The sequence below is a fragment of the Kribbella sp. NBC_00662 genome (assembly GCF_041430295.1).
Classification (GTDB): domain Bacteria; phylum Actinomycetota; class Actinomycetes; order Propionibacteriales; family Kribbellaceae; genus Kribbella.
This window is the reverse complement of sequence record NZ_CP109029.1, coordinates 5,142,106-5,158,622: the sequence shown is the minus strand read 5'-3', so window position 1 is coordinate 5,158,622 and position 16,517 is coordinate 5,142,106. Positions and strand designations below refer to the sequence as shown.

Genomic DNA, 16,517 nt, shown 5'->3' with positions numbered 1-16,517 from the left:
TGCGGGGATGACTCGTCTGCTTCTTCATTCCGGTTCTGTTCTCGACGTCGAGGCCGGGGAGGTTCGTACGGCGGACCTTGTGGTGGAAGGTGATCGGATCGTCGACGTCGGGGTCGGGCTCGATGGTGACGATGGGATCGACTGTGGTGGTGGGCTGCTGGTTCCGGGGTTCATCGACTGTCATACGCACGTGTGTGTTGCGCAGACGCGGCTTGATCCGTTCGGGTTGCCGCGGTCGGTGCGGCCGTTGTCCGCCGTACCGGTGTTGCGGACGTTGTTGCGGCTTGGTGTGACGACGGTGCGGGATGCGTGGGGCGCGGACGCGGGTGTGCGGATGGCGGTGGAGAAGGGGTGGATCGACGGGCCGGAGCTGCTGATCAGCCTGCGGCAGGTCGGTACTACGGGTGGTATCGGGGACCTGTGGGCGCCGCGGACCGGGCCGGTCGACTTCTTCGAGGACCCGTCGCTGCCGGATCCGACCTTCGACGGGGCCGACGGAGCGCGGGCCGTCGTACGGCGGATGGTGCGGGCCGGCGCGGATTGGATCAAGGTGACCGCGACCGGGTCGATGGCGATCGGGAAGGGCGTGCACGACATCGAGCTGACCGCTGACGAGCTGTGCGCTCTCGTCGACGAGGCCAGACGGCGGGGCGGCCGGAAGGTGATGGTGCACGCGCACGGAGCGCGGGCGGTCGAGCTGGCGGCGCGGTCCGGGGCGGCGAGCATCGAGCACGGCACGTACCTTGACGAGGATGCGGTCGCGGCGATGGCCGAGGCGGGGACCTGGTACGTGCCGACGCTGTCCGTAACGCAGTCCGACCCCGAACACGCTCCGGAAGGAGCGGTCGAGGCGCATCGCGAGTCGATGCGGCTGGCGATCGACGCCGGGGTCCGGATCGCGATGGGCACCGACAATCCCGTTCGGCCCCACTCGGAGGCGTTGTGGGAGCTCAGGCACCTGGCCGCTGCGGGGCTGGGTGACGCCGGTGCGCTGCGGGCGGCAACGATCGACGCGGCGCGGTTGCTCGGCCTTGCGGATGACCGTGGGGAGCTCGCGGTCGGCAAGCGGGCCGATCTGGTCCTGCTGGATGGTGTCGACCTGGACTGCACCGCACTCGAGGATCGGATCCGTCGGGTCGTTCACAACGGCTCCGGGGTTTGACTCTGACACTGTGTCAGGCCATAGACCGGCCGCATGATGACAGCTGGAGAGGTCGCCGAGCAGATCCGCACCGGTCAGGTCACGTCGCGTGAGGTGACGGAGCAGTTGCTGGCGAGGATCGCCGCGGACACCGAGGTGAACGCGGTGGTAGAGGTCCGGCCCGAGTACGCACTGGCCGCGGCAGATGCAGCCGATAGAACACAGCCGACGGGCCCGCTGCACGGCGTACCGATGACGGTGAAGGACGCCATCGACGTCGCCGGCCTGCACACGACGTGGGGCAATCCGGCGTTCGCGGAGTACGTCGCCGATCGGGACGCGACCGTCGTCGAGCGGCTACAGCGGGCCGGCGCGGTCATCGTCGGGAAGAGCAACGTGCACATGATGCTCGCCGACTTCGGGCAGACGGCGAACGAGGTCTACGGGCGGACCAACAACCCCGCCGACCACAGCCGAACGCCGGGCGGTTCGAGTGGCGGCAGTGCGGCCGCGCTGGCCGCGGACCTGACGTACCTCGAATACGGCTCCGATCTGGTCGGCTCGATCCGGCTTCCCGCGGCGTACTGCGGGGTCTACGGACTCAGGCCGACCAACGGCCTCGTCCCGCAACGCGGCTTCCAGGTCCCGGGTACGCCGTACCTCCCCAGCGAACTGCCGAACTTGTCGACAATCGGACCACTCGCTCGATCCGCCGCCGATCTACGCATCGCTCTCCGCGCCACGGCCGGCCCGGATGCGCCGTACTCGTGGCAGCTGACCCCACCACGCCACCGTCGACTGCAGGACTTCCGCGTCGGCGTCGTGACCGATCACCCGGCGGCACCGGTGTCCAGCGACGTCGGCGACGCGATGGCTGCGACGATCGACCGACTGGCCCGGAGCGGGGCGAAGATCGCCGAGGGGTGGCCGGACGACGTGGATCCGAGCCGGCAGGCCGAGGAGTTCGGCGACCAGGTCGGCCTGTTCTTCGCGCTCCACGGCGGCGAACCGACCGAGCTGACCGTCGACGAGCTGCTCGCGACCGAGCGGGCGCGGATGATCGCACGCGCCAAATGGCAGCGGTACTTCGAGGACGTCGACGTCTTCCTCTGCCCGACCAGCTTCACGGTCGCCTTCTCGCACGGCTCGACGATCATCGGCGGGCAGCCGCACGAAGCGCAGGTCTTCTGGATCGCACACGCGTCGTTGATCGGCAACCCCGCCCTCAGCATGCCGATCGGACGCACCGAGGACGGTCTGCCCGTCGGCGCCCAGGTGATCGGGCCGTGGCACGAGGACGACACCGCGATCACGTTCGCGGAACTGCTGGCTGGTTGACTTCATCCCATGTTCGCGATCGGTGAGTTCGCGCGGCACGGGCGGGTGTCGATCAGGATGCTGCGGCACTACGACGCCCTCGGCCTGCTGCGGCCTGCGTACGTCGACCCGTCGACCGGCTACCGCAGTTACACCGCCGGGCAGCTCGCCGACCTGAACCGGATCGTCGCGCTGAAGGATCTCGGCTTCACGCTCGAACAGGTCGGCGCGATGAATGAACTCGGCCCGGACGAGCTGCGCGCGATGCTCACGCTGCGGCGGGCACAACTCGAGTCCACAGTGGCCGAGAGCTACGCGCGACTCGCCCAGGTCGAGTCCCGGTTGCGCAGCCTGGAAGGCGACGGCCCGGCCGCGGATGTCGTGGTCAAGGAGCTGCCCGCCGTCCGCCTCGTCGGCCTGACGGCGACCGCGGCCAGCTTCACACCTGACGACATCACGCCGGTGGTGCGTCCGCTCTGCGCGGAGCTCGGCCGCCGGCTGCCCGATGCGGACGTTCGCCCGTCCGGCCGACTGACCTGCTTGTACGAACGCAATCCGGAGTCCGAGGACGAGGTCGTCGTACGGGCGACGGTGCCGGCCGCGGTCGATGCCGGGGGCAACCTCAATGGCCTCGAAGTGATCGACCTGCCCGCGGTTCGCGCTCCGACTCTCGTGCATCGCGGCTCGATCGACCAGGTCCTGCCGTCCTGGCAGGCGCTGGCCCGCTGGGTCGACGAGAACGGTCATCGAGCCGGCGAACCCGCTCGTGAGCTCTACCTTGACACTCCCGACGATCCCGCCGGGTGGGTGACCGAGCTCCAGGAACCCTTGGACTAGGGCTTTTCGGCCAGCGCAGCGAGACCGGCCGTGATCACCGCGATGCCGAACTCGAACCGTTCGTCACCGGCCGCGCCGGACGTCAGCGGGCCCGAGAGCGCCACCGTCAGCGGGAAGCGATCGGCCGGCAGCGACTCGAAGTACGACCGGAGTCCGCTGACGAATCGCTCGACATCCTCGGGCGTCCAGTCCGACGCGCTCTGCACTGTCTCCTCGAAGGCGATCGCGGTCACGTAGAGCGGAATCAGATCGACCGCCCACGCGGCCGCCTGGTCCGGGATGTTGCCGGCTTTCAGCAGCGCCAGGATCCGCTCGGTGCTCATCAACGCCCGCTCCCCCAGCGGTACGGCGCCGATCGCGGCCCGCGCCACACCCGGATTGGCCCGCATCGCCCGCAGCATCTCGCGCATCATCGCCTTCAACTGCTCCTGCCAGCGGGCCGGATCCACCGGCTCGTCGTACTCCATCTGCGCGGCGGCCCGCTCGACCAGGAGCTGATCCAGCTCGCGCTTGTTCGCGACATGCGCGTAGAGCGACGCCGGCCCGGTGCCGAGCACCTGCGCGATCTTCCGCATCGAGACCGCCTCGTACCCCGACTCGACCAGCACCCGCATCGCGGCGTCGACGATCCGCTCCCGGTTGAGCGGCTCCTTCGGCGTCCGGGTGGGCTTCGCGGGGGTGATCGGCTGCCACGGGGGTTGGGTCATACGAACACTGTACTTGACGCGAACACTGTTCGGTAGTAGAACAGTGTTCGTCAACGAACACCGTTCGCAATCCAACGAGGGGGCCGCCATGAGCACCGCAGTCGAGAACCCACCGCAAACCACGAGCGCCGCCAGCGGTACGCCGTACCGCTGGCGCTGGATCGTGCTCGCGACGATCCTGATCGCCGAGATCATGGACCTCGTCGACGCGACGATCGTCAACATCGCCGCCCCCTCGATCCGCGCCGAGCTCGGCGGCTCGGAGTCGGCCATGCAGTGGATGCTGGCCGGCTACACGCTGGCGTTCGCGATCGGCCTGGTCGCCTTCGGGCGGCTCGGCGACCTGGTCGGCCGCCGGCGGCTGTTCGTGATCGGCGCCCTCGGATTCACCGTCGCGTCCGCGGTCTGCGGGCTCGCGACCAGCCCTGAGCTGCTGATCGGTAGCCGGGTCGCGCAGGGCCTGCTCGGTGCGGTGATGATCCCGCAGGGCTTCGCGATCCTGAAGTCGATCTTCCCGGCCGACGAGCTCGGCAAGGCGCTCGCGATGTTCGGTCCGGTGATGGGCCTGTCGGCGGTCGCCGGCCCGATCCTCGCCGGCGTGCTGATCGACGCGAACTGGTTCGACGCCGGCTGGCGGACGATCTTCTTCATCAACGTGCCGATCGGTATCGCGGCTCTCGTCGGCGCGCTGAAGTTCATGCCCGAGGTCAAGACGCCCGGCGCCTCCCGCCTCGACGCCGCCGGCGTACTGCTGGTCAGCCTCGCCTCGGGCCTGCTGATCTACCCGCTCGTCCAGGGCCGCGAGCTCGGCTGGCCGTTGTGGACAATCCTCATGTTGGCCGGTTCGGTTGTCGCCTTCGCACTGTTCGGCTGGCGCGAGCGCCGGTCCGGCAACCCGGTCATCGACCCGTCGCTGTTCCGCAACCGCGGGTACGTCGCCGGCCTCGGCGTGATCACCACGTTCTTCCTCGCGATGAACGGCTTCATGCTGGTGTTCAACCTCTTCACCCAGCTCGGACTCCACTACAGCCCGCTGAAGGCAGGCCTCGCGATGGTGCCGTTCTCGCTCGGCATCGCGATCGGCGCACCGTTGTCCGGCGGCCTGCTGGCCCCGAAACTCGGCCGCAAGGCGCTGCAGCTCGGCGTCGCGGTGATGACCGTGGCGATGGCCGGCGTCTGGTTCACGTTGCACACGTACGGCGACGCGACCACGATCTGGAACCTGGTGCCGGCGACGCTCGCCACCGGGATCGGCGCCGGCCTGGTGTTCGCTCCGCTGTTCGACATCATCCTGGCCTCGATCGACGACCAGGCCGCCGGCTCGGCGTCCGGCGTACTGACCGCGATGCAGCAGTACGGCGGGGCGATCGGCGTCGCGGTGATCGGCACCGTGTTCTTCCAGCTGCTGCCGGCGCACGCGTTCCTCGGCGCCACCAAGACGTCGGTCCTGGTCGCGATCGGGCTCTTCGTGGTCAGCCTCGCGGTGACGTTCCTCCTCCCGAAGCGGGCGCGGGAATCAGCGGTCAGTCACGGCTGACGAACCCTTCCTTCACCAACCAGTCCATGGCGACGTCGGCTTCACACGGTGGGACCCGCCGTACCGAAGTCCGGACATGCCGAAGCCCCTGGCCACCGCGAGGGCGCCAGGGGCTTCAGAGGTCGATCAGTTGAACGAGTCGCCGCAGGCGCAGGAGCCGGTCGCGTTCGGGTTGTCGATCGTGAAGCCCTGCTTCTCGATCGTGTCCACGAAGTCGATCGACGCACCCTTGAGGTACGGCGCGCTCATCCGGTCGGTGACAACGCTCACACCACCGAAGTCGGCCACCACGTCGCCGTCGAGCTGACGCTCGTCGAAGAACAGCTGGTACCGCAGGCCGGAGCACCCGCCCGGCTGCACGGCGACCCGCAGCGCGAGGTCGTCACGGCCTTCCTGGTCGAGCAGCGCCTTCACCTTGGCGGCGGCCCCGTCGGTGAGGAGAACACCAGTGGCGACGGCCTGCTCGGTCTGCGCTTCAGTCATCCCTGACTCCAGTCATCTGCTCAAGTGCCGACCTACAACTCGTCAGCACGGAAGTCTCTTGTCAACACGCACCAACACCGGCCGGTCCGCGCTCATTCCCATGGTCGCACACCAATTTCACGGATCAACTACCACGGTCACAGGTTGATCAGCGCGCCCAGGTCTTGGCGACCCGCTCCGCGACCGTCGCGAGCGAACCGTGCGGGTCCGCGAACGCCTGCTCCTCGCCGACCACGTCGACCAGCGCGTACGCCGACTCGACGCCCATCGTCCGCATCTCCCGCGCCCCGATCAGCACCTTCCCGGCGAGTACGACGCACGGCCGCATCGCGTCATTCGCGACCTTCGCGACGCCGGCGATCACCTTCCCGTCCCGGGACTGGAAGTCGAACGCCCCCTCCCCGCTCAGCACCAGGTCGACGCGCGCCGCCTTCTCCTTCAGCCCGGTGAGCTCGGCCACCAGGTCGATCCCGGAGACACGCTCAGCACCGAGGAGCAGGAGGGCGTAGCCGAGCCCGCCCGCGGCACCCGCGCCCTTCTGGTCGGCCGTCTTCCGGTCGGCCAGCTCCGCGAAGTGCGTCAGCCAACCGTCGACCGCAGGTTTCCGATCGTCGGTGATGCCTTTCTGTGCACCGAAGATGTTGGTCGCGCCCCGGAGCCCGAGCATCGGGTTCTCCACATCGCTGGCCGCGACAAACTCGACCCCCGCCACCCGATCGCGCGCGGGCTGGAGATCTACCTCAGTCAGCCCGGCAAGCCCCGCCGCTCCCGCATCCAGCCGCCCGACACTCCTGCCGGTCACCTCGTCGGGCGCGCTGCCCTCTGCGACTCCGGTCGCACCCAGGGCGGCGAGCATGCCGGCGCCGGCGTCGTTCGTTCCCGAGCCGCCGAGGCCGAGGATGATCCGCTTCGCGCCGGCGTCTACTGCGGCGGCGATCAGCTGGCCGACGCCGTACGTCGTCGCGTCCTCGGGCCGCCGGTCCTTCGGCTCCACGAGATGCAGTCCGCACGCTTGCGCGGTCTCGACGTACGCCGTCTCCCCCGCCATCAGGACCGTCGCCGGAGTCTCCACACCGAGTGGCCCACGGACAGTGACCGACAGCAGCGTCCCATCGACCACCGCGGACAACACATCGATGAATCCAGGCCCGCCGTCAGCCATCGGCGCGACGAGCACCTCGGCCCCGGGATCCCGCCGCCGCCATCCTTCCTCGATGGCCGCAGCCGCCTCCACAGCCGTCAACGTGCCCGCGAACTTGTCCGGCGCAATCAGGATCCGCATGCCCACATCCTCCCCCAGCCCCCCGAACCTGCGGCCGCCCGTCCCACTGCGCGACGTAAGAACAGGACGTAGTCGTGTACGTACATGCCGCTCCCCGCCTGAGCGGAGCACGAACCTGCCTCGATCACCCGACACCTCCTGTCGTTATGCACGCAGATTGACGGGCCCGATGGGGGGCAGTTGGATCGTTGGGCATGAAGACAGTTCTGTTCGCACTCCGGGTGAGTGATCTCGAACGCTCGCTCGCCTTCTACACCACGGTCGGCTACGTGAACCTCGGCACAGTCCCGTTCGACGACGGCTCCGGCCTGGTCTGGCTCCGGCTGCCGGAGGAGAAGTCGGTGTCCCTCGAACTCGTCCATCGCCCCGCCGACGGCCCGGTCGAGGTCGGCAGCTTCCAGCACTTCGCGATCGAAGTCGACTCCCTCGCCGAGACACTCGACCGCCTGACCGCCGCCGGCCTGCAACCAGGCGAACCCGAGCTCCCCGGCGGCGCCGACGGCCCCAAGACCTCCTGGCTGATCGACCCCGACGGCTACCGGATCGAGCTCGTCGAATGGCCTCCGAGCGGCCCGCCGTCGTTCGAATGAACTCGACATGGCCCACCTCTGCCGCCGAGGCGATCGCGGTACAGGAGAAGTTGCGCGGCCTAGTCGAGGTCGTGGATGTGGGGCCGGCGCCGCGCCACGTGGCCGGGCTGGACGTCGCGTACGACCGGGACCGGCTGGCAGCCGCGGTCGTCGTACTCGATTGGGAGACGCTCCGCGAGGTGGACCGCGCGGTCATGCTCGGGGAGACGACGTTCCCGTACGTGCCGGGGTTGTTCGCGTTCCGCGAGGTGCCGGCGTTGCTCACCGCCCTCGATCGCCTCACGACCACACCGGACCTGCTCGTCTGTGACGGCCAAGGCCTCGCCCATCCCCGCCGCTTCGGCTTGGCCTGCCATCTCGGCGTACTGACCGGCATCCCGTCGATCGGCGCAGCCAAGACACCCTTCATCGGAACGCACCAAGAGCCCGCCCACGACCGAGGCGCAACAGCCGACCTACTGGACGCCGACGAGGTCGTCGGAGCAACCCTACGGACACAGTCCGGCATCAAGCCGATGTACATATCCGTCGGCCACCGCGTCACCTTGCCAACCGCCGTCAACCACGTCCTGCACCTCACGCCGCGCTATCGCTTGCCAGAGACAACCAGAACAGCCGACCACCTGAGCCGGGAGGCACTGCGCGATGGGCGATGAGACGCCTCGGGTGCCCGGTTACACGCGGCACGAGTTCGGCGACCGCATCGGCGCCACCGCACGCCTGAGGATCGGCGCGGCCGCGGCGGTGATGGATGGTGACCGCCTCCTGCTGACGAAGCGGACCGACAACGGCGAGTGGTGCATGCCAGGCGGCGCCGTCGAGCCAGGCGAGCGCCCGGCCGAGGCCGCCGAACGAGAGACCCTCGAGGAGACCGGCCTGTCGGTCCGAGTGACCGCATTGATCGGCGTGTACTCGAACCCGGACGTCGTCGTGGTCTACCCCGACGGCAACCGCGTACAGATTGTCGGCGTGCTCTTCCGCGCGGAGGCAGTCGGCGGTGAGGCCGGAACCTCGGCAGAGGTGAGCGAATCCGGCTGGTTCACGGCGGAGGAGGCCGCACGGCTGACCGTGATTGCCGGGCATCGGCCGATCCTGCCCGCAGTGTTCGCGGGTGGGCTGTACTTTGACATGCCGCACGGATAACCGCTATCTATTGGCTAACCGTTAGGGGGTTGGCGTGCAGGATGCGGTGTTGGCGATGTTGGCCAAGGAGCCGTCGCATGGGTATGAACTGCGGGCGCGGTTGCGGCAGAGTCTGGGGCCGCTCGGGGAGTCGATGAATCCTGGGCAGATCTACGTGACGCTCGGGCGGTTGGAGAAGGCGGGGCTGATCGTTTGCGAGCCGTCGGACAGCCCCGACCGCAAGGTGTACGCGTTGACGCCGGCCGGGCAGCAGCGGGTTGCCGCATGGCTGAGCGAGGTGGCCCGCCCCAAGCCGGATCTGGCGGAGTTCCATCTCAAGCTGGTCGTGGCGGCGGCTGCGCACCTTGCTGACCCGGTCGAGCTTGTCGCGGCTCAACGGCGTGAGTTGCTGCGGATCCTGCGGGAGGCGCAGCAGGCTGCGTTGGCCGAGCCGGCCGGCTCGACGGCGGTTGTCCTGCTCGAGGGCGTGATGCTCCGCCTGCAGGCGGACCTGCGCTGGCTCGACGTCTGCGAACGCACCTGGTCCACACCCCACAACAAACCCGAGGACACATGACCGTGCTGCAGACCCGCGGACTGACCAAGGAGCACGGCGCGGGGGCGAGCCGAGTACGTGCCGTCGACGAGGTCGACCTCGACGTACCCGAGGGACAGACGCTCGCGGTGATGGGCCCGAGCGGCTGCGGGAAGTCCACGCTGCTCCATCTGCTCGGCGGCCTGGAGCGTCCTACGGCCGGTGAGGTGTGGGTCGGACACCGCCGTACCGACAACCTCAGCGAGCGTGCACTGGCAAGGATGCGGCGCCGCTCGATCGGATTCGTCTTCCAGGCGTTCCATCTGGTCGACGAGCTGAGCACAGCCGAGAACGTCGAGCTCCCCGCTCTCCTCGCCGGCCGCTCACTGCGTGCGGCCAGACGGCGGGCCGACTTCCTGCTCGACCAGGTCGGGCTGGCGGACCGTGCGCAGCACCTCCCGTCCGAGCTGTCCGGCGGCCAGCGCCAACGCGCCGCGATCGCCCGTGCGCTCGCCAACCAACCGCAGGTCGTGCTCGCCGACGAGCCGACCGGCAACCTCGACACGACCGCGACCACCGACGTACTGCGGATCTTCGCCGAGCTCCGTGCCGCCGGACAGACCCTCGTCATCGTCACGCACGACGAACGAGTCGCCGCCACCGCCGACCGGCTGATCTCGATGCGCGACGGCATGTTCGTCGACGACACCCGACTGCTCGACGGGACCGGACGCCTCGCGGGCCTCATCGGACTGGACGGCTGACCGGCGTGGGTCGCGTCCACCTCGTCGTACGCCTGGTGCTGGCCGACGTACGTCGGCACAAAGCGCACGCAGCGATGCTCATACTCGCCGTCACCGCAGCCGTCGCCACCGTCGCCCTCGGGCTGTCCCTCAACGGCGCAAGCCAATCGCTCTACCGGCAGACCCGCGCCGCGACCGGCGGCCCGGACGTCGTCGCGCTCGCTCCGGACACCGGTCCGGCCGTGGTCCCCGCACTGGAAGAACTCGCTGCCGATCCCGAGGTCGTCGGGCACCACGGACCGTACGCCGTCGTGTACGGCGACCTGGTTGCCCACGGCAAGAGCTCCGGTGTCGTCGTGCACGGTGCCGAACCGACGCCGGGCGAGATCAACCACCCGCTGGTCACGTCGGGTGAATGGATCCGGCCCGGCGGAGCGGTCATCGATCGCGGTCTGGCCACCGCGGTCGGCGTGAACGTCGGCGATCGCGTGACGATCTCCGGCCGGTCGTATCCGGTCGTGGGGATCGCGGTCGCCGCGTCGACGGCGATCTATCCCTGGGCCGCGGGCATCGGCCCGTTCGGCGGGCCGAGCGATTGGAACGGTCTGGTCTGGATGACGGCGGCGGACGCGCAGAAGCTCGCCGGACAGGATCTGCCGGTGACGACCGCTATGGATCTCGACCTGCGCGATCCCGACGCCACCCAGGCCTTCATCGCCGCGCACCACGTCACCAGCACCAGGGTGACCATGCACTCGTGGCAGTTCCTTGCTCAGCAGGACGCCGTCATCCTCGATGGCAGCCAGCCGATCCTGGTCGTCGGCGGTTGGCTGCTCGGCTTCCTCGCCGTCACGGGAGTTGCTGCGCTCGCGGCCGGACGTGCCGCCGAACAGACTCGCCGGGCCGGGCTGCTGAAAGCGGTCGGCGCTACGCCTGGTCTGATCGCCGCTGTACTGCTGACCGAGTTCCTCGCTCTCGCGCTGGTGGCTCAGGTCGTTGGGCTCGTTGTCGCCCGGCTGGTCGAGCCGGCCCTCGCCAACCCCACTGCGAGCCGCATCGGTCACATCGTCGGACCAGACGTCACCACACTCGTCGCTACGACGGTGCTCGCGCTGGGGGTGGCGGTTCTGACCACGCTGCCGCCGACAGTGCGTGCGCTGCGGACGGCGACGGTGACGGCACTGACGAGCCCGGCGCAGTACCCACGTCACCGTCCTTGGCTGACCACGCTCTCGGCGCTGCTGCCGACTCCGCTTCTACTGGGGTTGCGGCTGACTGCGCGTCGGCCAGGTCGCGCCGTACTGCATGCGTGCTCGACTGCGGCGACGGTCACCGGTGTCACCGGATTGCTGATCGGCGTCGCGCAGCCGGCCAGGCCGTACGGATACGGCGCGGCCGCGTTGCCGAACATCCGAGACGAGCAGAACTACCGGTTGCTGCTGGCGGTGACTGTCATGCTCCTCGTGCTCGCGATCGTCAACACGGTCGCGACCACGTGGATGACGGCGATGGAGTCGCGGGCGAGCATGGCTGTCGCCCGTGCACTTGGTGCGACTCCGGGGCAGGTGTCGGCGGGGTTGTCCTTTGCGCAGCTGCTGCCTGCGGTTCCCGGGGCGGTTGTGGGCGTGTATTTGGGGATATTTCTGTTCGGCTTCTTCACCGTTGGGCAGATTGCGATGCCGCCCGGGTCGTCGTTGGTCGGGGTTGCGGTCGCGATGCTGGTTGCGACGGCGGCGTTGACGGCGTTGCCGGCGTGGTTCGCGGCTCGGCGATCGGTTGCGCGGACGCTCAGTGCGGAAGCCGCCTAGCGGCGGAAGAGGCGGCGGAGGAGCAGGGCGACCACTGCACCGATGAGGTACGGCGCTGCGCGGCGGGCGAGGACTGGGAGGACGGTGCTGCCGAGGTCGAGGGAGACCGCGGCCGGCTCCGCCGAGGCCGACGGAGGTGGAGCCTCGGAGGGAGGTGGTCGCGTGTCAACCGATGGGTCGTCACGGGTCGGCGGGCCGTCGCTGGTCGGTGGGGTGTCTTGGGTGGGTGGGGTGTCCAGCTTGGTTTTCAGGCAGGTGGTGAATTGGTCCAGGAGTTTGTTGGAGACGTCCTGGATCAGGCCGCGGCCGAACTGGGCGGGGCGGCCGGTGATGGTGAGGTCGGTGTCGACGGTGACCTCGGTCGAACCCGGGCCGGCCGCGGTCAGGCGGGCCGTGACGCGCGCTGTCGCCGTGCCGTTGCCGCGGCGGTCCTTGCCCTTGGCCTCGATCACCGCGTGATGGTCGGCCGGATCACGTTCGAGGAAGGTCCCGTTGCCGGAGTACTGCAGCGACACCGGCCCGAGCTTGACCTTGCACGAGCCGGTGAACTCGTCGCCGTCGTACGACGTCAGGGTGGCGCCGGGGAAACACGGCACCACCCGTTCGAGATCGTTGAACGCGGCCCACGTCTGCTCGACCGGAGCCGGTACGACGAACTTGTGCTCGAGCTTCACGCCGTACCCGCCGCCGCCAGGACCGCACGGCGCGTGAGCACCGTGGCCAGATGCCGCCGATAGTCGGCGTCGCCGTTGAGATCCGTCACCGGCGACGTCCCGTCCGCCGCCCGCGCCGCGGCCTCCCGTACGGCGTCGGCCGTCGCGGGCCCGCCGACCAGCGCCTCCTCGACGCGGTCGCCCGCACCGGCGTCGAACCCATGTTGCCGAGCGCAACCCGTGCCTCCGCGATCGAATCACCGTCGAGCCGGATCGCCGCCGCCACCGAGACGATCGACCACGCCTGCGCGACCCGGTTGAACTTCTCGTAATGCGCTCCCCAACCGGTGTACTTCGGCACACGGATCTCGACCAGCAACTCGTCCTCGCCCAGCGCCGTACTGAACACGCCCTGGAAGAAGTCCGCCGCCGCGACGGTACGACGACCATCCGGCCCGGCGATCACGAACGAAGCGTCCAGCGCCACCGCCACAGCCGGCAGATCGGCAGCCGGATCCGCATGCGCCAGCGAACCGCCGAACGTGCCGCGATGCCGGATCTGCGGATCCCCGACCGTTGCTGTCGCCAACGAAATCAACCGGGCATGCTCGTTCACCACCGGTGAGGACTGCACCGTGCTGTGCGTGGTCATCGCACCGATCACCAACACGTCCCCGTCGTCCCGCACCCCGCGAAGCTCGTCGACCTTCCCGAGGTCGACGATCGTCTCCGGCGCCGCCAGCCGCAACCGCAGCGCCGGCATCAGGCTCTGCCCACCGGCCAGCAGCTTCGCGTCGGGTTGCTCGCGGAGCAACCCCAGCGCTTCGTCGACGGTGGCCGGTGCGAAGTACTCGAAGGCTGCCGGGATCATGACCGCGCTCCTTCCTCACTGATCTGCACAGTCTGGATGGCCTTCCACACGCGGTACGGCGTACACGGCATCGGCACGTCCGTGACGCCGAGCGGCCGCAGCGCGTCGACGATCGCGTTCACGACCGCCGGCGTCGACGCGATCGTCCCGGCCTCGCCGACACCCTTCACGCCGAGCTGGTTCGTGGTCGCGGGCGTCTCGGTCCGCGCCGTCTCGAACCGCGGCAGATCGGGTGCCCCTGGCAACAAATACTGGTCGAACGAGCCGCTGATCAGCGTCCCGGACTCGTCGTGCACAGCTTCCTCGTAGAGCGCCTGGGCGATGCCCTGCGCGAGACCGCCGTGCACCTGGCCCTCGACGATCAGCGGATTGACGACCACGCCGACGTCGTCGACGCTCACGTACGACCGGATCTTCGTCTCCCCAGTCTCGGTGTCGACCTCGACCGCGCACAGGTGCGTCCCGTGCGGGAACGAGAAGTCGTCCGGATCGAGGGTCGCGTCCGCGTCCAGACACCCTTCCGCGGACCCGTCGAGCTTGTGCCCCTGGAAGACCGCGAACGCCAGCTCCGCCAGCGTCATGCCCGCATCGGTACCGCGAACGCCGTACCGGCCGGACGTGAACTCGAGGTCGTCCGCGTTCGCCTCCAGCAGCTGGGCCGCGATCGGCTTCGCCTTCTCGATCACCTTGTCGGCCGCAGCCAGGACGGCCATCCCACCGACGGCCAGCGAGCGCGAGCCATACGTGTCCAGGCCGCGGACGGCGACCTGCGTGTCACCGTGCAGTACTTCGACATCCTCGAAGGCGACGCCCAACCGATCCGCGACCAGCTGGCTCCATGCTGTCTCGTGCCCCTGTCCGTGCGGACTCGTCCCGGTCACCACCTCGACCTTCCCGGTCGGCAGCATCCGGACCGCCGCGTGCTCCCAGCCGCCGCCGACGTACCCCATCGAGCCGAGCCACCGCGACGGCGCCAGCCCGCACATCTCGGTGTACGTCGAGATGCCGATCCCGAGCTGGACCGGATCGCCGGACTCCCGGCGCTCCGCCTGCTCCTTGCGCAGGTCGTCGTACCGGAAGAGGTCGCGCGCCCTGGCGGTGGCGGCCTCGTAGTTGCCGGAGTCGTACTGCAGGCCGGACACCGTCGAGAACGGGAACTCCTCGTGCTTGATCCAGTTCCGCTCGCGGATCTCCAGCGGATCGACGCCGACCTGTGCGGCCAACTCGTCCATCACCCGCTCGATCGCGTACGTCGCCTCCGGCCGGCCCGCGCCGCGGTACGCATCGGTCCAGGTCTTGTTCGTGAACACGTTGGTGATGCCGAGGTGGTACGACGGGAACTTGTAGATCCCGTTGTACATGAATGCTCCGAGCAACGGGATCGCCGACGTCACCAGGCCCAGGTACGCACCCATGTCGGCGATCAGCTCGACCTTGAGCCCGGTCACGGTGCCATCGGCGTTTGCCGCCAGCGTCACTTGCTGCCACTGGTCGCGGCCGTGGTGCGCGGCCATCAAGGACTCGGACCTGGTCTCGCAGTACTTACAGGGCTTTCCGGTACGGCGGGCCGCGATGACCGTCAGCACTTCCTCCGGGGTGAACTGGAGTTTGCCGCCGAACCCGCCGCCGACGTCCGGCGCGATCACCCGGATCTTGTTCTCCGGGATGCCGAGTACGAGCGCGATGAAGATCTTCACGAAATGCGGCACCTGGGTCGACGACCACACGGTCATCTGTTCGGTGGTCGGGTCGACGACGATCGCCCGCGGCTCCATGAACGCCGGGATCAGCCGCTGCTGCCGGAACTCCTTCTCGATCACGATGCCGCCGTCACGAGCAGCCGCGATCGCCGCCTCGACGTCGCCGCCGGTGCCGGACTCGGCCGAGTCGTACGACCAGACCGCGGACAGGTTCGTCCCGAGGTCCGGATGGGCCAGGACCTCGTCACGCGCGGCGGCCTTGAGCTCGAGGGCGGGCGTGAGCTCGTCGTACTCGACGTCGACCAGGTCGGCAGCGTCGTTCGCCTCGGCCGCTGTCCGGGCGACGACCATGGCCACGATCTCGCCGGCGAAAGCGACGTGGTCGACGGCCATCGACGGATGCACAGGGGCCTGCTGCTCGGACACGATCGCCCACGCGTTCGGCAGCGCGCCCTGCTCGTCGGCGATGTCGGCACCGGTGATCACGGCAACGACCCCGGTCGAGGCCCGGGCTGCCTCGGTGTCGATCGAGGTGATCCGTGCGTGCGCAAACGGGCTGCGCACCATCGCGATGTGCTGCATCCCCGGGAGCACGATGTTGTCGGTCCAGCGGGTCCGGCCGGTGATCAGCCGGGCGTCCTCCTTGCGGCGGCGCGGATTGCCGATCTCGGTGGCCGGGCGGTCCTCGGTGGTCGTCATTGCGCACCTCCCGCGGCGGCAGCGGCGCGGACGGCCTTGACGATGTTCTGGTAGCCGGTGCAGCGACAAAGGTTGCCCTCGATACCCAGCCGGACGTCCTCCTCGCTCGGATCCGGGTTGTCGGCGAGCAGATCGATGGACTGCATGATCATGCCGGGCGTGCAGTAGCCGCATTGCAGCGCGTGGTTCTCGTGGAACGCCTGCTGCATCGGGTGCAGCTGACCGTCGGTCGCGAGCCCTTCGATCGTGGTCACCTCGTGACCGTCGGTCTGGACCGCGAGCAGCGAACAGGACTTCACGCTCCGCCCGTCCAGGTGGACCGTGCACGCGCCGCAGTTGCCGGTGTCACAACCGACCACAGTGCCCGTCTTCCCCAGCTGCTCGCGCAGGTAATGCACGAGCAGCGTGCGCGGTTCCACCTCGTCGGTGAAACTGCTTCCGTCGACCTTCACTGTGATCCGGGTCATCGCCCCGCCTCCAGATGTCAGCACC

General features: G+C 69.1%; 16 protein-coding genes and 1 pseudogene. 10 read left to right on the top strand and 7 right to left on the bottom strand.

Going from position 1 to position 16,517, the window contains the following annotated elements; translation table 11 throughout:
- Positions 1-7 precede the first annotated feature (7 nt).
- Genes OHA10_RS25795 through OHA10_RS25785 form a run of 3 tightly spaced genes read left to right on the top strand, consistent with a single transcriptional unit; the run spans position 8 to position 3,295 of the window.
- Positions 8-1,162, top strand: a complete 1,155-nt coding sequence (locus OHA10_RS25795) for an amidohydrolase family protein (RefSeq protein ID WP_371401334.1) — start codon at positions 8-10, stop codon at positions 1,160-1,162.
- A gap of 33 nt (positions 1,163-1,195) precedes the next feature.
- Positions 1,196-2,479 (top strand): amidase family protein, encoded by a 1,284-nt coding sequence (locus OHA10_RS25790; protein ID WP_371401333.1) that lies wholly within the window; start codon positions 1,196-1,198, stop codon positions 2,477-2,479.
- Between the two features lie 9 nt (positions 2,480-2,488).
- Positions 2,489-3,295, top strand: coding sequence for a MerR family transcriptional regulator (locus tag OHA10_RS25785; RefSeq protein WP_371401332.1), 807 nt, complete (start codon positions 2,489-2,491; stop codon positions 3,293-3,295).
- Here the strand turns inward: OHA10_RS25785 and OHA10_RS25780 are convergent.
- A complete protein-coding gene (locus OHA10_RS25780; protein ID WP_371401331.1) occupies positions 3,292-4,002 on the bottom strand; it encodes a TetR/AcrR family transcriptional regulator in 711 nt (236 codons plus the stop codon). The genes OHA10_RS25785 and OHA10_RS25780 overlap by 4 nt on opposite strands.
- A gap of 88 nt (positions 4,003-4,090) precedes the next feature.
- Between OHA10_RS25780 and OHA10_RS25775 the strand changes: the two genes are divergently transcribed.
- Positions 4,091-5,539, top strand: a complete 1,449-nt coding sequence (locus OHA10_RS25775) for a DHA2 family efflux MFS transporter permease subunit (RefSeq protein WP_371401330.1) — start codon at positions 4,091-4,093, stop codon at positions 5,537-5,539.
- 126 nt (positions 5,540-5,665) lie between these two features.
- Here OHA10_RS25775 and OHA10_RS25770 read toward each other — a convergent pair whose 3' ends face one another.
- Positions 5,666-6,022, bottom strand: a complete 357-nt coding sequence (locus tag OHA10_RS25770; protein WP_130446795.1) for an iron-sulfur cluster assembly accessory protein — start codon at positions 6,020-6,022, stop codon at positions 5,666-5,668.
- 148 nt (positions 6,023-6,170) lie between these two features.
- On the bottom strand, positions 6,171-7,304 hold the full coding sequence (locus OHA10_RS25765) for a glycerate kinase (protein ID WP_371401329.1): 1,134 nt from the start codon (positions 7,302-7,304) through the stop codon (positions 6,171-6,173).
- 194 nt (positions 7,305-7,498) lie between these two features.
- Between OHA10_RS25765 and OHA10_RS25760 the strand changes: the two genes are divergently transcribed.
- From OHA10_RS25760 to OHA10_RS25735, 6 genes are read left to right on the top strand one after another with little or no spacing between them, the layout of a single operon-like run.
- Positions 7,499-7,894, top strand: a complete 396-nt coding sequence (locus tag OHA10_RS25760; protein WP_371401328.1) for a VOC family protein — start codon at positions 7,499-7,501, stop codon at positions 7,892-7,894.
- A complete protein-coding gene (gene nfi / locus OHA10_RS25755; protein ID WP_371401327.1) occupies positions 7,891-8,550 on the top strand; it encodes a deoxyribonuclease V in 660 nt (219 codons plus the stop codon). The genes OHA10_RS25760 and nfi overlap by 4 nt, the downstream gene beginning before the upstream one ends.
- Positions 8,540-9,037 (top strand): NUDIX domain-containing protein, encoded by a 498-nt coding sequence (locus tag OHA10_RS25750; RefSeq protein ID WP_371401326.1) that lies wholly within the window; start codon positions 8,540-8,542, stop codon positions 9,035-9,037. Before nfi ends, OHA10_RS25750 begins: the two co-directional genes overlap by 11 nt.
- Positions 9,038-9,071: 34 nt before the next feature.
- Entirely contained in the window at positions 9,072-9,593 is a 522-nt protein-coding gene (locus tag OHA10_RS25745) for a PadR family transcriptional regulator (RefSeq protein WP_371401325.1), read from the top strand.
- Complete coding sequence (locus OHA10_RS25740; RefSeq protein WP_371401324.1) at positions 9,590-10,315, top strand: ABC transporter ATP-binding protein; 726 nt, start codon at positions 9,590-9,592, stop codon at positions 10,313-10,315. The genes OHA10_RS25745 and OHA10_RS25740 overlap by 4 nt, the downstream gene beginning before the upstream one ends.
- Positions 10,316-10,320: 5 nt before the next feature.
- Positions 10,321-12,102 (top strand): FtsX-like permease family protein, encoded by a 1,782-nt coding sequence (locus tag OHA10_RS25735; protein ID WP_371401323.1) that lies wholly within the window; start codon positions 10,321-10,323, stop codon positions 12,100-12,102.
- On the opposite strand, the gene OHA10_RS25730 is transcribed toward OHA10_RS25735, so the two are convergent.
- From OHA10_RS25730 to OHA10_RS25715, 4 genes and pseudogenes are all read right to left on the bottom strand, one after another.
- Entirely contained in the window at positions 12,099-12,776 is a 678-nt protein-coding gene (locus OHA10_RS25730) for an SRPBCC family protein (protein ID WP_371401322.1), read from the bottom strand. The genes OHA10_RS25735 and OHA10_RS25730 overlap by 4 nt on opposite strands.
- Positions 12,773-13,626, bottom strand: a pseudogene (locus OHA10_RS25725) (xanthine dehydrogenase family protein subunit M). Before OHA10_RS25725 ends, OHA10_RS25730 begins: the two are co-directional and overlap by 4 nt.
- The gene (locus OHA10_RS25720; protein WP_371401321.1) at positions 13,623-16,025 is read right to left on the bottom strand and encodes a xanthine dehydrogenase family protein molybdopterin-binding subunit; all 2,403 of its coding nucleotides are present in this window, start codon (positions 16,023-16,025) and stop codon (positions 13,623-13,625) included. Before OHA10_RS25720 ends, OHA10_RS25725 begins: the two are co-directional and overlap by 4 nt.
- A complete protein-coding gene (locus OHA10_RS25715; protein ID WP_371401320.1) occupies positions 16,022-16,492 on the bottom strand; it encodes a (2Fe-2S)-binding protein in 471 nt (156 codons plus the stop codon). The genes OHA10_RS25720 and OHA10_RS25715 overlap by 4 nt, the downstream gene beginning before the upstream one ends.
- Between the last annotated feature and the right edge of the window lie 25 nt (positions 16,493-16,517).

Excerpts from the sequence above, each read along its gene's own strand:
- OHA10_RS25795 (WP_371401334.1), top strand. The coding sequence starts at position 8 with ATGACTCGTCTGCTTCTTCATTCCGGTTCTGTTCTCGACGTCGAGGCC.
- OHA10_RS25790 (WP_371401333.1), top strand. The coding sequence starts at position 1,196 with ATGATGACAGCTGGAGAGGTCGCCGAGCAGATCCGCACCGGTCAGGTC.
- OHA10_RS25785 (WP_371401332.1), top strand. The coding sequence starts at position 2,489 with ATGTTCGCGATCGGTGAGTTCGCGCGGCACGGGCGGGTGTCGATCAGG.
- OHA10_RS25780 (WP_371401331.1), bottom strand. The coding sequence starts at position 4,002 with ATGACCCAACCCCCGTGGCAGCCGATCACCCCCGCGAAGCCCACCCGG.
- OHA10_RS25775 (WP_371401330.1), top strand. The coding sequence starts at position 4,091 with ATGAGCACCGCAGTCGAGAACCCACCGCAAACCACGAGCGCCGCCAGC.
- OHA10_RS25770 (WP_130446795.1), bottom strand. The coding sequence starts at position 6,022 with ATGACTGAAGCGCAGACCGAGCAGGCCGTCGCCACTGGTGTTCTCCTC.
- OHA10_RS25765 (WP_371401329.1), bottom strand. The coding sequence starts at position 7,304 with ATGCGGATCCTGATTGCGCCGGACAAGTTCGCGGGCACGTTGACGGCT.
- OHA10_RS25760 (WP_371401328.1), top strand. The coding sequence starts at position 7,499 with ATGAAGACAGTTCTGTTCGCACTCCGGGTGAGTGATCTCGAACGCTCG.
- nfi (WP_371401327.1), top strand. The coding sequence starts at position 7,891 with ATGAACTCGACATGGCCCACCTCTGCCGCCGAGGCGATCGCGGTACAG.
- OHA10_RS25750 (WP_371401326.1), top strand. The coding sequence starts at position 8,540 with ATGGGCGATGAGACGCCTCGGGTGCCCGGTTACACGCGGCACGAGTTC.
- OHA10_RS25740 (WP_371401324.1), top strand. The coding sequence starts at position 9,590 with ATGACCGTGCTGCAGACCCGCGGACTGACCAAGGAGCACGGCGCGGGG.
- OHA10_RS25720 (WP_371401321.1), bottom strand. The coding sequence starts at position 16,025 with ATGACGACCACCGAGGACCGCCCGGCCACCGAGATCGGCAATCCGCGC.
- OHA10_RS25715 (WP_371401320.1), bottom strand. The coding sequence starts at position 16,492 with ATGACCCGGATCACAGTGAAGGTCGACGGAAGCAGTTTCACCGACGAG.